This is a genomic window from Algibacter sp. 2305UL17-15, assembly GCF_040720935.1.
GTDB lineage: Bacteria > Bacteroidota > Bacteroidia > Flavobacteriales > Flavobacteriaceae > Jejuia.
The window spans coordinates 1-17,910 of the sequence record NZ_JBFDAE010000006.1 but is presented as its reverse complement, the minus strand read 5'-3'; the positions used below and the strand labels follow the sequence as shown (position 1 = coordinate 17,910).

Sequence of the window (17,910 nt, the reverse complement as noted above, 5' to 3'; positions counted from 1 at the left end):
TTGACAAAGTTCGTTTGAATTTGAGCTTTTGCTCTTGATAAAAATCAAGATTTTTTTTTGTTCCTTATTCGGCTAAACGTTTCGGGCGACATTCCAAGCATTGATGCGAGATATTGCAAAGGAACTTGATTAAAAATTTCTTTGTTACTCTCAAAAAGTTTGTCGTAACGTTCTTCAGCACTAAGCGATAAATGGCTGAAAACCCTATCTTCTAATTGGACAAAACAACCTGCAATAAATTGCTTTTCCATTTCAGACCAATTTGGAACTAAATTGTTCAGAAGTGCGTAATTATCTTTATCGATTGTATAAAGTTCACAATCCGTTAATGCTTGAATATTCCATTTTGCTCTCTGTTTGAATGTAAAACTGTATAAGTCCGTTATGAAATAACCTTTGGTAGAAATCCATTGAGTTATCTCTTTATCATTAGCGTTTGCAAAAACTCGAATAAAACCACTTCGTAAAAAACTCAGCTTTTCGCAAAATTGACCGGTTTTTGTAAAATATTCTCCTTTTTTTAGTTCAGATTCCGTGAACAAGGACGTGATTTTGTCCATATTCTGGTTTGTAATTCCAAAGTAGGAAGTAATATATTTCTGTAATTCTGTCAATTTCCTGAATGTTTTTTTACATTAAGCTCAGCGGTCTTGTCTATGGCTCGTAGCGTGTAAAAAGATACTATCTTTTCGGTTATGCGCAAGCCAAATTTAAAAATTTGACTATTTTGCAAATATACCTTTACTTCGTTCAATCAACTAATTAGCTATGAGCTATATACGACTTAAGTTTACAATTCATTAAATTATTAATAATTTCTTAAATTTGAGGAATGACAGTAGATATATTCAAATACTTCAGTAGACATCCAAAGTATAACAAACTTGTTGGAGATGATTATTTATTTGTTGAATATAAGTGTCCGCTAGAAGTTGAAAATTTTAAGTTATGGACAGAAGTACCAATCCTTAATTATGTGATAAGTGGTAAAAAGGATTGGACAGCATTTGAGGGAAAATATACAGTCCATCAAGGTGAAGCGCTCTTTATTAAGCAAGGGGTTTACAATACCAAACAATATTTTGAAGATGACTATTGCGTGATGCTGTTTTTTATCACAGAGGATTTTATCAGACGATTTTTTAGGACCCACGACCATATTGTTAGGCCACAAAACGATAAGGTTTTGGAAAACCAGATTTTCACTATTGACGTTGGCGATTCGCTTAATGCATTGTTTATTTCTGTATTTAACTATATGAATCAAGGAAAGGAAATTCCCAAGGGTTTAGTTGAAATGAAATTCAATGAACTGTTGTATAATGTTACTTTGAACCCTCATAACAAAGACCTTATCAACTACTTTTGCTCGCTTCAGCAGGTTGAAAAATCCAATCTCGATACTGTGATGATGAAAAATTTTCATTGTGATTTAAAACTTGAAGAATTTGCGCGACTTACTGGTAGAAGTCTTTCAACATTTAAAAGAGACTTTAAAGAATTTTATAACGAAACACCAGGGAAATGGTTAAATACTAAACGTTTAGAATACGCCAAAACCTTATTAGGAAACCCTGAATTAAACATTAATGATGTATGCTTTGAGAGTGGTTTTAAAAATGCGTCTCACTTTAATAGTAGCTTTAAGGAAAAGTATAAATTACCACCAAATCAATACCGAAAGCAGGTTTTAAATATCTAAAAACCAGTTCTTTTCACATTTGAACTTTTAAACAAACTATTTGAACTTTTAGGAAAACCCTGAGCTTCATTTCTAAGATACTTTTGACGAGTAATTTAAAAACTATTCCGTCATGAAAAAAGTATTACAAAACAATTCAGTTAAAAAATCAGCGCTAATAGGTTTAGTGCTATTACTATCAATCAGCAATATGTTTTCTCAAACTATTGCCATTCCAGACACTAATTTTGAGCAAGCGCTTATTGATGCCAATATTGACTCTAACGGACTTAATGGCAATATTCTTGAAAGCGAGGCTCAAGCCGTTATTAATCTATCATTAAATAACAAAAACATCAATGACTTAACAGGGATTGAAGGGTTTGTAAACCTCAACACTTTAGTAGTAAGCAATAACAATTTGCAGAGTATAGATTTAAGTGCTAACACGTTGTTAGAATATTTAGATTTTTCAAACAACGAACTTTTAAATTTAGACCTTACATTTAATACTGCCTTAACTAATATACTGGCAACTGCAAATGCACTAACAAATATTGACGTAAGCAATTGTCTGTCATTAACATCACTAATAGTACCATTTAATAATTTGGAGTCTATAGATGTTAGCAATAATATCCAGCTACAAACTTTGTATTGCCATAGCAATGGGTTGTCAACTTTAAATGTTACTAATAACGTTAATCTCGAAGTTCTTTATTGTTATGACAACGACTTAATAGAATTGAACGTTAATGGTGTAGTAAGTCTAGAGGAATTACAATGTCAAGAGAATAATCTTATAACATTGGGTGTTGCCAATAATAGCGCACTTACCAGACTACATTGTAACGCTAATGAATTAACGTATTTGAATCTTCAGAATGGGAACAACAGCAATTTTGAGTTTTTTACAGCACTTTTAAATCCAAATTTAACCTGTATTCAAGTCGATGATGTAGCATACAGTAATAACAATTGGGCTAATATTGATACACAATCCTTTTTTAGTGAAAATTGTGGTACCACTATTCCTATACCAGATACAAATTTTGAACAAGCCTTAATAGATTTAGGTTACGACACAAACGGCTTAAACGGAAACATTTTGAGGCTTGAAGCAGAGGCTGTCACTCAGTTAGATGTAAACAATAAAAACATTTCAAGTATAGAAGGTATCCAAGCATTTATCAATATCACACTTTTACGATGTCATGATAACAACATAACTAGTTTAGACCTTAGTTCAAATACAAATCTTATAACTTTAAACTGCCGTAACAATCAGTTAACAAGTTTGGATTTAAGCAGTAATCTTCAACTAGAATCTTTAAACTGCTTTAACAATCAAATTGCAGTACTGGATTTAAGTAGTAATAGTGCATTAGATTCTTTGCTGTGCGATGACAATCAATTGCACACATTGAATGTAAGGAATGGAAACAACTTTAATGTGATATTCTTTAGTGCGTTGAATAATCCAGATTTGCATTGTATTGAAGTTGATGATGTTTCGGCAAGTACAACCAACTGGACAGATATTGATGCGCAAACCGTTTTTAGTGAAGATTGTACTTCTACAGTACCAATTCCAGATGTTAATTTTGAACAAGCTTTAATCGATTTAGGTCATGACAGCAACGGACTGAATGGCAACATGTTTCTTTATGAAGCGCAATCCATCATAAATCTAGCTGTAAACAACAGAAATATTTCAAGCTTAGAAGGTATAGAGGCATTTGAAAATTTGGAGACATTAAATTGTAATTTCAACGCTATAACGAGTTTGAATTTAGTTGGCAATCCTAAACTAAAGGAACTTAATGCAGAAAATAATAACCTCACATCATTGCATGTTCACCAAAACAATGTCTTGCTTGAATTTTTAAGAGTAAATAACAACCAGTTAACCAATATAGATGTTTCAAATAATCCCTTGTTACTCGTTTTAGAATGCAATAACAATCAATTAAGCACATTAGATGCTTCTAACAATCCTAGTCTAGCACAGTTGCACGCGTCTAGTAACAATCTTACTTCAGTAAACATTGACGGTCTAAGCAATTTGCTTGTATTATATATACAAAACAATTTATTGACATTTTTAGATGTAAGTGATAGTGTTGATTTAGTTGAAATGGTTAGTAATAACAATCAATTGAGCGAACTTAATTTGGTACAGAATCCAGATTTACAGAATATACAATGCTCTAATAATGCACTTAACAGGCTCAATGTAAGTAATGGCAATAATGGCATCATTGATATATTTATCACCACAAATAATCCAGAACTTACTTGTATAACTGTTGATGATGTAGCCTATAGCGAAGCCAATTGGACTAATATTGATGTTCAAACCAGTTTTAGTGAAGATTGTTCACCATTGATTCCAATACCAGATGTAAACTTTGAACAGGCTTTGATAAACTTGGGCTACGATACTAATGGTTTAACAGGCAATATACGTTTATATGATGCTGAAGCTGTTGAAGTTTTAGATGTAGAATCCAATAGCATTCAAAGTCTACAAGGCATTGAAGGTTTTACCAACCTAACGCTTTTGTTTTGTGCAGATAACCAGTTGTCCGCGTTAGATGTAAGTAACTTAACAAACCTTCAAGCACTTAATTGTAGCAATAATCAATTAACAGATTTAGACCTATCACAAAATTCTAATTTAAGTGCATTATCATTTGCCTCAAATCAACTAACTAACATAGACTTGAGCAACAATAACAATTTGAGTGAATTGTATTGTGCTAATAATCAGTTGGAAACATTGGATTTAAGTCAAAACACAAACCTTATAGTCTTATACTGTAGAAACAATTCGCTCAATGAGCTTGACATTAGAAATGGAAACAACGAACTCATAGCTACGTTTGACACTATGAGTAATCCAGAGCTATTTTGTGTCTCTGTAGACGATGTTATCTATAGCGAATCCAATTGGGTTAACATTGACGCTCAAACAAGCTTCAATGAAGATTGTGGAGCTACGCTCGGTATAGGTGAAGCTTCTGAACTTGATTCTGTATCGCTGTATCCAAATCCCGCAACACATCAGTTTCAAATAAAAGGACTTCAAGAAGACACCGAAATAACAGTTTACGATATTAATGGTCGTCAAATCCAAAGGCAAACTATTAATCCAAATCAGTCAGTTTCAATACAAGAAATTCCTTCAGGAATGTATGTGGTTAATATCCAAAATAATTCAGGAGCAATCACTAAGAAATTGATTGTAAGATAGTGCTCTAGTTTAAAGATGGAGTAGCTTTTAGAGCCCGATTAATAGCTGTGAGAGCCATCATTGTAATGATGGTGGCTTTCTTCTACTCTTAATAAATTCAAATATTAAATTTAAAAATCAGAAAAAAAATGAAATCAGTAGTGAAATTATTCGGTTTAATGGTATGCGCAATATTAATGAGCGCATGTAGTAAAGATGATGATAACAACATCACAACGGTAAGCAATGAAATTGCAATACCAGATGCAAATTTTGAACAAGCCTTAATTGATTTGGGTATAGACACTAATGGATTAAATGGAAATATTCTTAAAACTGATGCAGAAGCAGTATTAAGCTTAAACGTAGATGAAAAGGGTATTGAAAATTTACAAGGAATAGAAGGATTTAAGAATTTGAAATACTTGTTATGTAACGACAATCTCTTGACAACACTCGATTTGTCTGGAAATGAATTTTTGGAAGAACTTGATTGTAAAGGAAATCAGTTAACCAATATAAATGTTTCCAACAATCCTGAATTAAACTTTTTATACTGTCACGAAAACCAATTAACCAACATAGACTTAAGTAATAATCTAAAGTTAGAAGATTTAAGTCTAGGTAATAATAGCCTTTCTACAATAGACATTAGTGGCAATCCAATGCTTAAATACATAAAGATGGATTCAAATAATTTATCAAGCGTTGATGTAAGCAACAATCCACTTTTAGAAGAGTTTATCTGTCAAGACAACAGCTTGACTTCAATTGATTTTAGTAATAATCCAGAACTAAAATATGTACTAGTAAATAGAAACTTTTTAACCAATATAGATGTATCGCACAACACAAATCTACAAGTTATTTATTGTGATTTTAATGAGTTAACAAGTTTAAATCTTAAAAACGGATTTAATCAAAATATCACGCATTTATCTATTACAAATAATGAAGAACTCTCTTGTATTCAAGTAGATGATGCTTCATATAGTACATTGCTTTGGAGTGATGATGTTGATGCTCAAATAAGTTTTAACACAGTATGTAATTAGTTATTTTTTCTATTGTTTACAAAAAAGAGGCTGTCTGAAAAGTGGCTTTAATGTCATTCAGAGCGATAGCGAAGAATCTCAATATGCTAATTATCAATATTTTGACTTTTTACAGATTCTTCATATTCATTCAGAATGACACTTTTCAGACAGTCTCTTCTATTTAAATCCTTTGAACTTTTAAGCAAAAAACTTGAACTTCTAACAAAACTCAAAGCCTCTGTTTAGCAATACTTTTGACATATAACAATTAAACAAAACGTATCATGAAAAATTTAATCTTAACATTCGTAAGTGTCTTAGCATTGACAACAACAAATGCTCAAATGGAAAGTTTTACGGCTACAATAGGTGACATAGATTTCAACACAATTATGCCTTCTTCTGAAACTGATAAAAATATCACACCGGAAGCTAGTTATTCAAATGAAACTAAAGGACTAAAGTTCTCATCAGAAATAAAAGCCCTTCAAAATGAAATTGCCCAATATAACGTTGCTAAAAACAGCATCTACGACAATTCAGAAAAGGCTATCTATGATGTCTCTTTCAAAAAAGAACATTCTCGAGCTAATGTTATTTTCAACAACAAAGGAGAGGTAATCAAAAGCTTAGAGACTTATAAAAACATAAAACTACCTCTATCACTTAGAATTAAGATTCTAAACGAAAATCCTTTATTCATCATTAAAAGCAACAAAGTTACCGTGGCTTATACTAAGTTTTTTGGTACGGCTATATCCTATAAAGTGACGATTTGCAAAGGAAAAAACAAGAGAACCTTGAAGTTTGACGAGGATTTTAAATTGATTTAAATATTCAAAAAAAACTAAAATGAAAACTGTAAAATTTGCTGGAAAGCATATCCTCAGGAAAATGAAGGTGATTCAAAACCCTTCTGTGGTTAATGAAAGACATTTAAGGCTAAATGACTTATATAAAACGCACCCAGAAAAAGCGTGGATAACCGATACTGCCGAAGTATTAGGAGAACATCTTGATGATCCATTCAGAACTACTGTTACTATGAACACCGAACTAAAAGTGCCTTTTAAAATTGGTGTTCATAGGGCTGTTGGTGGCGATCACGACTACCCGAATCCTGGGGATATGCTTTGTGCTACTTTGGCTTCTTGTATGGAAAGTACAACCCGAATGATTGCCAACCGATACAATATAAAACTCAAAAAAACACGAGTTAAAGTATCAGCTTTTGTTGATGTAAGAGGAACACTAAGATTAAATATGGAAACACCAGTTGAGTTTCAGTCCATGCACATCGATTTTAATTTAGAATCTGACGATTTAGATACAAAAGGGCTGAAAATGTTAGTCAATGCTGTTAAGAAAAGCTGCATTATATATCAAACTTTAAAGAAAGGATTGCCAATAAATATTGATTATAGGAATTAAAAGTTTTCTCTAATGGATAGTTTTAAACACAACCACTATTTTTGGTAAATATTTCTGTAAATTTTATTTTTCAAAATGTTTGCCAACGTCAGTTCGTCTAATAACCTCCGTGTTTTTTGATAGTTTGTACTAAAATACTTTTTTTACTACACTATTATATAGCAATTTGCTTTTTTTGATAAAGACTGGAATAAAGAGCTGGAACTCCTAAAAAAACTAATACAGGCAACATACGAATATTTATAGCTCTAAAAAGCGTTTGTTTCTTTGTTTTCAGGATGTTCCATATTCTTTTCAGGTTATATGCTATGAACATGAACCCTACATCTGCACTTGCTCTTTGGGTTGTTTTTTTAGTTGAGATATAGCTAAAGCCCCATTGTCGTTTTATGGTTCCGTAAGGGTGCTCTACAATAGCTTGTCTTTTTTTATATGCCTTGGGGTTTTTTAAGACTTGTTGCGCATTTTCTTCTATGTATTTTTGAAATTCACTGCGCTGTAGCACCTTTCCATTTACTTTAGAAGTTGTGCACAAGTCCCTCACGGGGCAAGATTTGCATTGGTTTGTTTTGTACTGTTGTGTGTCCTGCGTTACTTGGGGATACAAGATATGATTAAGTTCATTGACAAACAAGTAACATAACTGTAATTGAGATGAGGGCCTCATTATTTTGTTCAGAAACGAGTTTGGTATAGCAAACCAAGATGGTCTCACGCAAAGGACAAAGAATGGGAATTGGTCTCTCGGTTGGGATGTATGGGCATACCGGTCAAACCGCCTTATGGTGCTTAGCTTATCAGGGCTTGGTCTTGAGCGATAAGGTCAAAGGCACTACCATTTTTGTATTGTGAGTAGGATGCTATGGTGGGAGCAGAGGAGCTGAAAGAGAAGAGATTGAACCCTTGTAGAAGTGTCCCCGTATCAAGTACGGGGCAGGCTGTAAACAACTTTAGCGTTGTCAAAATCGAGGGATGGGCGGTCTTGCGGGATAAAACTTGGCGAGTGTAACCTGGTTATTGGTCAAGTGGCAACCGGCATATAGAGGGCAAGAACTCTGCTTACGGCTCAATTACGTAACAGGAGAAACTTCTTTTGTGGTGTTAAGGAAGAACGGCATAATCCCGAAGGGCAAGCCCAAGAGTACCAATACACAATAGGAGTGGCGGACTAACCCGTAGTAGCGAGAAGTATCCAAGGTAGGCTATAGGAAACTTTAGTCGAGCAAAGGGGTTAGCAAGACCATTTTAAGAATTAATACTTACAACTCTACGGAGGAAGATTTGCTTAATTCTGCGGATTTTGTGTGATACACACAAAGTTTAGGTCTTGAAGAGCCGTATGATGGGAGACTATCACAGCTTGTCCCGATTTTTCTTCGGGATCCGGTTCTGTGAGAGGTTTAGGGGTGAGACTCCCCTTTACCTACTCGACTTTGCAAATTCAATTAGTGGTTTAACATTTCCATTGTCAGCTTCTTTCAATGCATTAATGTACTCTTTTCTAATTTCGTTAGCTTTTACCATATTAGACTGATGCCACGAAAATATTTCATTTCCAAATATTGATTCCATAATTATGTCCGCCATCATTCTTGAGTGTCTTCCATTTCCATTTGGGAAACAATGAATAGATACTATTCGATGTTTGAATCTAATTGCTATTTCTTCTGGTGGAAAGGTTTTGTTTTTTATCCAATATTTGGTGTCGTCCAGTAAATTTTTTAATTCAAGCCCAATTTTTGTCCATGGAATTCCGATGTTTTTTTCAGTTCTTCTAAATTCACCAGCCCATTTCCATACATCACCATACATTTTTTTATGTAAGTCTTTAACAAACTTTTCTGTCAAAATATTTTCAGGTTTCAAATTTGTGTGAATAGTCCATTCGACAGCTTTTTCAATGTTCAGTTGCTCAAATTCATCCAACTCTCCTTGAGTCGTAATTGATTTTATTTTAAGACCATCCTTTTCTTCTTCTTCTTCTTCTAAAGGTGTTTGTCCATCTTTGTAAACGAATTCTAATCCCATAATGACTTTCTCATTTCTCGTTTTATTTCATTAGCAAGTTCCTTTATGGTTTTGGCTATCTTGTCATCTCCAATCCCTTGGTCCTCTAATTTCATATTTTGATTGGTCCGTAATACTATTTTTTGGGCCAGTTTATCTGCTTTTTTCTGTATTAAATCGTCTATGGTCTCATTTTTTGGGACCAGGGCATATACCAATTTTAAATCCAGAGCCATGGCAACATCTTTTAAAGAATTGAGTGTTATCGTGCCATTAGCCTCACTTTCCTCAATTCTTTTTACGCCTTGTCTTGTAATATTTAGTTTAGCACCAAGTTGGGCCATAGTCATATTAAGTGCAGTTCGAATAGTATTTATCCATCCACGTTCTGGGACCAGGACCTTTCTGCTTTCAGAGAATGGTTGTAGCTTTTGGTCCAATTGTTCGATTAAAAGTTTTCGCTTATTTCTCATTTTTTGTAAATATTTAAGTTTACAAAACATAAACAATGTAAACTTTTGTGTTTACAAATATATAAAAAAGTCAACATATAAGTTTACAAAAAAATAAAAAAGTAAACTTAAATGTTTACTTATGGTTGTTCTTTAAATTAAAGCCAACGGTCTCGGCTATGAGTAGTTGCGTGGGTTAGCACTTAACTTTGCAAGTACACACCAAACTGAAAATCCGCTGGGATTTTCAGAAGTAGGCGGGAACAAGCAATTACTTATAGCCATTGTGTGTGCCCATTATGGGCATCGTTTATTTACCGAAGGGTAAATAATTAATCTAGAGGGTGCAAGTCCCTTATGGGCATGGGTAACGCCTTGGACCATTAGTAAGCTGCAAGGTTGTCAACCGTGAGGTTGGAACTGAAGAAAGCAGGACTACAAAACTCGGTACTGACGAACAGAAACCGTATAAGAGGCATAACTGCATGGGTAAGCAAGCACGACTTGTCCCGTTTTTCGGGATCATTGTAACGCCCAAAGATTACAAAAGTGCGTTTATGTAGATACGGCAGGGATCGAGTGAAACCACGCCAAAAGGCGTGGCGGGGAAGATGTTCTTACCTGGGGAGGTCTCCGAAGCCACGAGTTGGCAAAACGGAGAAGTCAGCAGAGGTCATAGTACTTTGTAGCAACGAGCCGATAAAAACCTCGGAGGTCCCACAAACAGAGGAAGGGCCGAACGTAAAATGGTTCTTAATTCGGGAAGGAACCCACTTAGGTAGATAGCCCCTCGAAACAAGAACAGGTTAAATTATGAGCAGGCCAAGAATGATAGAACAGGTATTACATCCTTACAACCTGCAAAAAGCACTTAGGCAAGTCATAGCTAATAAGGGCAGCGCAGGGATTGATGGAAAGAGAACAGACGGGCTTTCGGATTATTTCCGAGAACATAAACTATCCATGCTGCAATCCATAAAGGAAAACACGTACTTGCCTGGACCCATTCTAGGTGTTGAAATACCTAAAGGAGAAGGTAAAACCCGACTTTTAGGAATTCCAACTGTAACCGAGCGGTTACTCCAACAAGCGGTATCACAATATCTGATGCCCAAATACGAGCATGAATTTAGCGTTTGTAGCTACGGATTTCGCCCTCATAAAAACGCCCGTCAAGCAGTTGGCAAAGCGTTGGAATATATCCATGAGGGCTATACGTTTATAATAGATATAGACCTAAAGACATTCTTTGACGAGGTAGACCACTGTTTGCTTCTTAACTTACTTTACCAAAAGGTAAAATGCCCAACCACGCTTGGCCTTATACGCAAATGGTTCCGCGTACCCATTCAAATCAATGGCAAACTTCAAAAGCGAAGAAAGGGTGTGCCACAAGGCTCTCCACTCAGTCCGTTGTTATCAAATATCCTTCTCAATGAGTTGGATAAGGAACTAACAAGGCGAAAGCTTCGGTTTGTACGTTATGCTGATGATTTTAGTATTTATACGAAAGGGAAAAGTGAAGCAGAAACTACGATGAAAATCATTGCGGACTTCCTGAAAACAAAACTCAAGCTCACGATAAATCGAGAGAAGAGTGGCATAAGGAAACCTGTTCAATTCACTATTCTTGGCTTTGGGTTCGTTCCAACGTATAAAAAGGGCGATAAGGGAAAATATCAATTGGTGGTAAGAGAAAAAGCATGGAAACGTTTGAAAGCAAACGTAAAAGCGATAACCTGCAAAACCAGACCCATGTCATTTAATGAGCGCATAGCCAAGATAAAAGAAGTACAACGAGGATGGTTAAACTATTTTCGAGGCACAAATATCTACGGCAAACTCAAAGAACTGGATGGCTGGTTGCGCAATCGCTTACGCTATTGTATATGGCACCATTGGAGGGCAGAACGTTAAGAAATAGTACGGTGGACTATTTTAGTGAATGAGCCAGCTGGCGCGAGGGAACGCAAAAGGAAAAACCTGATTCGATTGGGAGTTGACCAAGACCATGCCTATGCGTGGAGCAGAACTCGGAAAGGCGGTTGGGCGGTTGCCCAATCTCCCATTTTGATAACCACTATCGCGCCCAAACGTTTCAAACGGCGAGGCTACCGGTCATTGTTGGATGTTTGCACAGAACTCAACCCATCTTTTTGCGAACCGCCGAGTACGAGACCCGTACGCTCGGTGGTGTGAGAGGCGCACTCTGTCAGTTACTGGCAGAGCCGTCTACTCGATTCTCTGCTGGCTTTCTTCCCTTCTGTTTGTAGCGTTGGCAAAAGACATACTCTTTTGCAATTTTTGGCTTGTGTGGTGGCTGTAGCGAATTGCAAATGTGTATGGCTTTTAGCGTTGGCTATTCCGCTCTGTTATTATTAATTTCAATTCTTCTTTACTCGGTAAAACGGTTTGATATTTACTCGCAAAAATCTGTTCGTTATTTTCAGGCAAAGTATATTCAACAACGGATTCCCTTTTGTTTTGGCATAGTACGATTCCGATTGTGTTATTTTCATCTTCCAATTTTATTTCTCTGTCGTAATAGTTCACATACATCTGCATCTGTCCGAGGTCTTGATGTTTTAGTTCTCCTATTTTTAGGTCAATCAGCACGAAACATTTCAAAATCCGATTATAGAATACCAAGTCAATCCTAAAATGAGTGTCGTCTAAAGAAATTCTCTTTTGTCTTGCTACAAAGGTAAATCCGTTACCAAGCTCCAGTAAAAAATGCTCAAGTTTGTCAATTATTTCTTGTTCTAGTTGACTTTCTGAATACTCTGTGTGTTCTGGAAGTCCTAAAAATTCCAAAATGTATGGGTCTTTTACAGCATCCTTAGCTTTTTCAAGAATAAGTCCTTTTTCCGAAAGTTCTTTTACTTTGTCTTTATCTCTGCTCAAAACAAGCCTTGTATATAATGCTGAATCGTATTGACGATTTAGTTCTCTAACACTCCAATTATTTTTTAAGGATTCTATCTCATAAAATTTGCGTTCGTTTTCATTATCAATTCGCATCAATTTTAGATAATGCGACCAGCTTAATACAAATTCATTTTGTTTAACTTCTTGAAATGTTGTCTCAGAAACTGTATTTTTGAGATTTTCAGATTTCGACAACAGCGTTGACGATTTTCCATAAATCTGATAGAATGTTCTCATTCGTTCAAGATTCTTTACCGAAAATCCCTTACCAAATTCTTGTGTAAGTACTCTTGAAAGTCCTTTAAGAAGCTCTTTACCGTATTCTGCTCTTTCTTTTCCTCCTTGTTCTTCTTCCACTAACATTCTGCCTATTTCAAAGTAGGTCAGAACCATTGTTTGGTTGACAGTACGCACTACCTTGTTTCTCGCAGATTGTAATAAATCTACAATTTGGGAAAAGAATTTTTTATTTAAAGAGTTCTTGTTGCTCATCTTTCATTAATTGTTTCCAAAAAGGTTTTAAAACTGTCCATTTGTCCGAGTGATAGTTATTTGTAATATCTGCTCCTTTACCTAAAGGGCCTTGAACTAAAGTTCCTAAATCTTCCTTGATAGAATAGGGAAGAAGTTTATATTTTATTTCTTGATAGTCTCTGCTATATAATATCTTTTTTCCTTCTTGATGAAGGCTGTTATTGTCATTTCTGAATATAGATGAATCACTTCCGTCCATAGCCTTAAATTTGGTAGTACCATTTTTTGAATAGGCTATACCAAACAGTACATCAGTTGATACGATTTTTACTCCGACCAAATTTAAATTATTACATTTACCGTTTGAATACATTTGATTTCGGCTCTTATCTAGTAATGCAGAATCAATTTTTGTTTTTTTAATTTTTCCTTCAGCATAAAAATGTAAAAGATAACCGTTACGATTTGCTCCATTTATTTCAATACAATAATCAAAATCATCTCTTTTAACGTCAGCAACCATATAGTTAGGATTTCCTGTATTGTTTAGGCAATAATAGCAAAGCACCTTTTCATTTTGTTCGATTTCACTAATCAATTCTCCATAGTCGTTTTCAGAGCTCTCCTCTCCCATTTTAAACCTCTCTTTTAATTTTGCTGTAAACCACTCTCTATCAAAAAAGGACAATGGTTTTGTTCCGCCTAAAAGGTTTATAAACTTTGAAATCTCATCTCCTAAATCAGTATAATTAGTCGTCCTTGTTAATTCTTCACGATGGTTTTTCATAAATTCCAAAACGCTCAAGATTGCTGGTTTATGACGTACAAAAGACATTCCACCAAGACTTACCGTTCTGAAACGGTTATTACTGAAATAAACTTTGCTTAACTCATATTTATCTTCTCTTGTTTCATCTATCGTTAAGTGTATTGACCACCACAATGTAGTTAAAGGGAAGTTAATTAAGTGTTTCTGTGAAGTAAGGTTTAACAGCCAATGACGTTTAATGTGTGTATGAATATTGCCTTGGTTTTTCCATCTTTGATGAATGTATTTATACATATCAAAATGATGCAAGTAGTTCCAGAAATCTGCATTGCCTGCTTGTGCAGGTGTTAAATTTAAATCTTCATAAAGAATTTTAGCACACTCAAAATCTGCTGTTTGATTATCGTTTTGATGAGAGTTAAGTGTGTTTAGCATTTTCTCTCCTAAATTCTCATTATGTACAGGAATGTTGGATTCTAGAATATCAGATTCCTCAAAAGGATATAAAAATTCTTCTTGATTATCATATAGTTGTATAAAACCAGTTTCCTCTTGATTTAATTTATCTAGAAACTCTCCAACTAAACTCGATTTAAATATTTTATAATTCATTTGTTATTCTTGGATGTTTCTAATTTTATGGTCAACTTCTTCAATGGTATCAATTAAAAGCCCAAATGGCTTTTTAAGTAAATGTTCCACAAATTCTGGAATTTCTTCTACTGAAGGTGATTCACTTTGTTTATTATAATTCTGCCAATGGATTAAAAGTGCTTTATGCCAATTTTTTTCTGAATATTGACTATCTGCCTTTAATTTGTAGCAGGCGTGAATAAGTGCAGATTGTAAAACTGAGGAAACCAGTATTTTTTGGTACTCTAAACTTGCTTTGAACTTGTTTAGCTTTGTATGTTGTTTAGGTGGAAGATTGATTATGATGCTTGATTCATTCCAAGAAAAAGTATGTGTTTGATTGTTATCGCTTTTTCTGATTTTTACAATGCTATCCATAGATGTAGAAACATCTAATGTTAGAATTTCCTCTCCAAGCAACCCAAGAATATCTCCTTTTTCAACAAAAAAAGATTGGTTTCTTAAACTTGGCTTTACAGCATCATTGGTATAATTATCAAGTTGTTCATTTGCAATGATAAAATAGAGTATTTCTAGTTTGTTTTTTAGGTTTTCTAAAGGAACACGAACATTAATTCCATCTTTAGAAAAGAAACTTTTTCTATACATTGTGTAAGTGCAGAAAACCTCTGTAACAATACTTGCAACATCATTATTTAGAAGTTCTTTCAGTTTTTGGTTGTCTCCGAGTTCAAAATTTGAAGATGTAATAATTAGATGTCCATCTTCAATTTTTTGTTCAACAGCTACTTCAGGTCTAAAATCATAATAATCTTCAAGACCAAAAACGGGATGTCCAAATTTGTAACCACTAATTTTCATAGGCTCTAATTGTTATATTCTTTTAAGCGAATGGTGTGTTTTAAGTTGTCTTTTAGAATGAGAGACAATTCGTTTAACCCTTTTTTTAAATTTAAGGTAATAATGTTCTTTTCAAAAGTTCCATCTGATATAGAAAGTAGGTCAACCTTGTTTTTCCCTTTTTTGTCATCTGAACCAACAAGCACTTCAAAACTGACATTGTTATCTTTCACTTTTGAATTTATAGAAACCATATATTCAAATGAGTTTTGAATAGGTTCAACTTTACATCTTAGCCAATTAAAGTTTTTGGGAATTCTATCAGAAGGAATGGTTTTTTGTTTAATTGGTTTAGGCTTTTCTTTTGTTTTAACCTTTCCATTATCCAAAGCCGCTCCACCATTGGTTTTGCCAGTTTCCATTATTCCCAAAAGTCTGTCAAGTTCAGGAATTGATATGTCAAGACCTTGTTCAACCTCTGTGAAATCACTAACGCATTTTTGTACAAAACTTCTATAAGAACGGATAGCTTGATTTGCTTTAGGGTTATCCCAATTTCCAGAATTCCACTCATTGTGTTTGGCATTTTCCAATTTTTTAAGAATTTCATTACCTTCTTCATCATCACATATAAAAAGACCACAGTATCCCTTGTAGATGTATGAGGAATCTTTATAAATTAACATTTTAGATTTCCTGTAAAATGCGATTCGTCCAGGGTAATTTACATTTCTTGCCAATATCAAACGGACTTGACCTAATACATCAATGCTATCGGTATATTCTTTCTGCGTATTTTGAATACCTTCAAAAGTTTCAAAATATGGTCGCGGATTGGGAAATTTATTGTACTGACCAGATTCATCTAATTCTGCATAACGCAATTTTATTTCTTCATAAATAGTATTGCTATTAAATTCTTTGCCATCTATTTTAACGATAAGGTCATCTTCATAGATTGCAAGCCAAAAATTGGCTAACAATTCTTTGGTCATTTCTTCAGTTCTATCTTCGTCTGGTTTAAGTCCGATTATATAAATAGATGTACCCGTTTCACTTCTTTGAAACTTTTTAGGAATATCAAGTTCATTTTGTGTGGCTTCCATTCCATTTCCAAAAAATCCTTTGTGCGAATATTCTACACCATCCAACTTATGAGTAGCAATTTTAGATATGCCTTGAAATATAAAGTCATTTTGAACTGACTTGGTAGAAACCAAAATGGAATGCAAATAGGAAGAAGCAAAATATACAGCCTTACCCATCCCTTTTGAACCTGCTGAGCCTTTTGAATTTTTACTAGAGATATTTCTTGAATTTGCAAATGAATCATACGAACTGTCTATTTCCATACCTAGTGTATTATAATCGGAAATTTCCATAGATTCATATTCAGTTTTGTTCTGAAAACTTTCTATCATAGTGGATAGGAACTCTAAATCATCATCATTATTTGCGTATTCAAAACATTCTTTGATATGTTCTTCAATAGTTGCAAAGTTTTCAAGAAATCCTTTTTGGTATGTCTTAAACGAAAAGTCTACAATAACTGGTTTGCTATAATCACTTCTTGCATCAAGAGAATTTTGAATACTTTCCCTTACAACAGACTTGTAGTGCGTTTTACTAAAATCAGACATATCTCCATCTCTAATTCCTTGTTTCTCGTCTCCAGGTCTTAATTCGTTAAAATTCCACTTCATAGTTTTTAGAAATTAAATGTGTCGTTATTGTTGCTTAAATTTTTCTTGTAGATAGTTTCCATAGTCTTAATTTCTTCTTTAATAGCTTTTAACATTTTGTTCAAATCCTCTTCGTTGTATTCGTAATTATTAGTATTCGAACATTTAGAAAGACTTCTTATTCCTTTGAGAATATTATCAACTCTCCGAGATGCAACTCGTTTAAAACGGTCTTTTTTTAGTTCAGAATTATCCATTATTTTAGATTTCCGTTATTTTATAGTTGCAAATATATAATTATTTACTATAAAATAGAAAATATAGTACATATTACTCCTTCAGCGTTGGGGATTTTAGCTCTTTTGGTTTTTAGAGCGTTGGAATTTAGCGTTGGCAGAAACCGAAAGTGCTAAAATATGCGGCTGGCTTTAGCTTGCAGAGAACGAGCCGCGTGTAATGATAGTTGCGTGATTAAGCCGCTAATTTAGCAAACAAAATCGAGCCAGAGAAAATTCCGCAGGAATTTTCCAGATATGCAGTTGCCCGAGCAATTATTTTTACACGGTGTGCCTGTTGCACAACGTTTTGGTAAATATACAGAAATTTCGTATATTAACATATGCAAGGCAACAAGATATTTCAAGAAAAGCTGTTCAACAGTTTCCAGTTGAGCGCTCGGGTTCCGCGGGACAATTTTTACCGCAGGCTATCATCGGTTTTAGATCTGGAATTCCTCCGTAAAGAGACAAAAAGGTATTATGGCAGTTGTGGCCAAAAAAG

The 17,910-nt window shown here is 34.3% G+C and carries 13 protein-coding genes and 1 pseudogene; 6 read left to right on the top strand and 8 right to left on the bottom strand.

The features are described 5' to 3' along the window. Positions 1-44: 44 nt before the first annotated feature. The gene (locus ABXQ82_RS07885; RefSeq protein ID WP_367057449.1) at positions 45-614 is read right to left on the bottom strand and encodes a Crp/Fnr family transcriptional regulator; all 570 of its coding nucleotides are present in this window, start codon (positions 612-614) and stop codon (positions 45-47) included. Positions 615-832: 218 nt separating this feature from the next. On the opposite strand from ABXQ82_RS07885, the gene ABXQ82_RS07880 reads away from it, so the two are divergent. The 5 genes from ABXQ82_RS07880 (at position 833) to ABXQ82_RS07860 (ending at position 7,384) form a co-directional block, all read left to right on the top strand. Then, positions 833-1,702 (top strand): AraC family transcriptional regulator, encoded by an 870-nt coding sequence (locus ABXQ82_RS07880; RefSeq protein ID WP_367057447.1) that lies wholly within the window; start codon positions 833-835, stop codon positions 1,700-1,702. Between the two features lie 112 nt (positions 1,703-1,814). Then, complete coding sequence (locus ABXQ82_RS07875; RefSeq protein ID WP_367057444.1) at positions 1,815-4,937, top strand: T9SS type A sorting domain-containing protein; 3,123 nt, start codon at positions 1,815-1,817, stop codon at positions 4,935-4,937. Between the two features lie 128 nt (positions 4,938-5,065). Beyond that, positions 5,066-5,971, top strand: coding sequence for a hypothetical protein (locus ABXQ82_RS07870; protein WP_367057442.1), 906 nt, complete (start codon positions 5,066-5,068; stop codon positions 5,969-5,971). A gap of 266 nt (positions 5,972-6,237) precedes the next feature. Next, entirely contained in the window at positions 6,238-6,786 is a 549-nt protein-coding gene (locus tag ABXQ82_RS07865; protein WP_367057440.1) for a hypothetical protein, read from the top strand. Positions 6,787-6,805: 19 nt separating this feature from the next. Then, the gene (locus ABXQ82_RS07860) at positions 6,806-7,384 is read left to right on the top strand and encodes an OsmC family protein (protein ID WP_367057438.1); all 579 of its coding nucleotides are present in this window, start codon (positions 6,806-6,808) and stop codon (positions 7,382-7,384) included. Between the two features lie 154 nt (positions 7,385-7,538). On the opposite strand, the gene ABXQ82_RS07855 is transcribed toward ABXQ82_RS07860, so the two are convergent. The 3 genes from ABXQ82_RS07855 to ABXQ82_RS07845 all read right to left on the bottom strand — a co-directional run bounded on the left by ABXQ82_RS07855 (position 7,539) and on the right by ABXQ82_RS07845 (position 9,864). Beyond that, positions 7,539-8,051 carry a transposase gene (locus ABXQ82_RS07855; protein ID WP_367057435.1) on the bottom strand — a complete coding sequence of 171 codons (513 nt, stop codon included), beginning with the start codon at positions 8,049-8,051 and terminating at the stop codon, positions 7,539-7,541. 752 nt (positions 8,052-8,803) lie between these two features. Further along, positions 8,804-9,412 carry a mobile mystery protein B gene (locus ABXQ82_RS07850; RefSeq protein WP_367057432.1) on the bottom strand — a complete coding sequence of 203 codons (609 nt, stop codon included), beginning with the start codon at positions 9,410-9,412 and terminating at the stop codon, positions 8,804-8,806. Continuing rightward, positions 9,403-9,864, bottom strand: a complete 462-nt coding sequence (locus ABXQ82_RS07845) for a mobile mystery protein A (protein WP_144118200.1) — start codon at positions 9,862-9,864, stop codon at positions 9,403-9,405. Before ABXQ82_RS07845 ends, ABXQ82_RS07850 begins: the two co-directional genes overlap by 10 nt. Before the next feature lie 807 nt (positions 9,865-10,671). Between ABXQ82_RS07845 and ltrA the strand changes: the two are divergent. Further along, positions 10,672-12,042: pseudogene (ltrA, locus tag ABXQ82_RS07840) on the top strand (group II intron reverse transcriptase/maturase). 150 nt (positions 12,043-12,192) lie between these two features. On the opposite strand, the gene ABXQ82_RS07835 reads toward ltrA, so the two are convergent. From ABXQ82_RS07835 to ABXQ82_RS07820, 4 genes are read right to left on the bottom strand one after another with little or no spacing between them, the layout of a single operon-like run. Next, the gene (locus ABXQ82_RS07835; RefSeq protein ID WP_367057428.1) at positions 12,193-13,263 is read right to left on the bottom strand and encodes a PDDEXK nuclease domain-containing protein; all 1,071 of its coding nucleotides are present in this window, start codon (positions 13,261-13,263) and stop codon (positions 12,193-12,195) included. Then, on the bottom strand, positions 13,238-14,626 hold the full coding sequence (locus ABXQ82_RS07830) for a DUF6339 family protein (RefSeq protein ID WP_367057425.1): 1,389 nt from the start codon (positions 14,624-14,626) through the stop codon (positions 13,238-13,240). The genes ABXQ82_RS07835 and ABXQ82_RS07830 overlap by 26 nt, the downstream gene beginning before the upstream one ends. A gap of 3 nt (positions 14,627-14,629) precedes the next feature. Continuing rightward, the gene (locus ABXQ82_RS07825; RefSeq protein ID WP_367057422.1) at positions 14,630-15,469 is read right to left on the bottom strand and encodes a hypothetical protein; all 840 of its coding nucleotides are present in this window, start codon (positions 15,467-15,469) and stop codon (positions 14,630-14,632) included. A gap of 5 nt (positions 15,470-15,474) precedes the next feature. Next, complete coding sequence (locus tag ABXQ82_RS07820) at positions 15,475-17,151, bottom strand: hypothetical protein (protein ID WP_367057419.1); 1,677 nt, start codon at positions 17,149-17,151, stop codon at positions 15,475-15,477. Between the last annotated feature and the right edge of the window lie 759 nt (positions 17,152-17,910).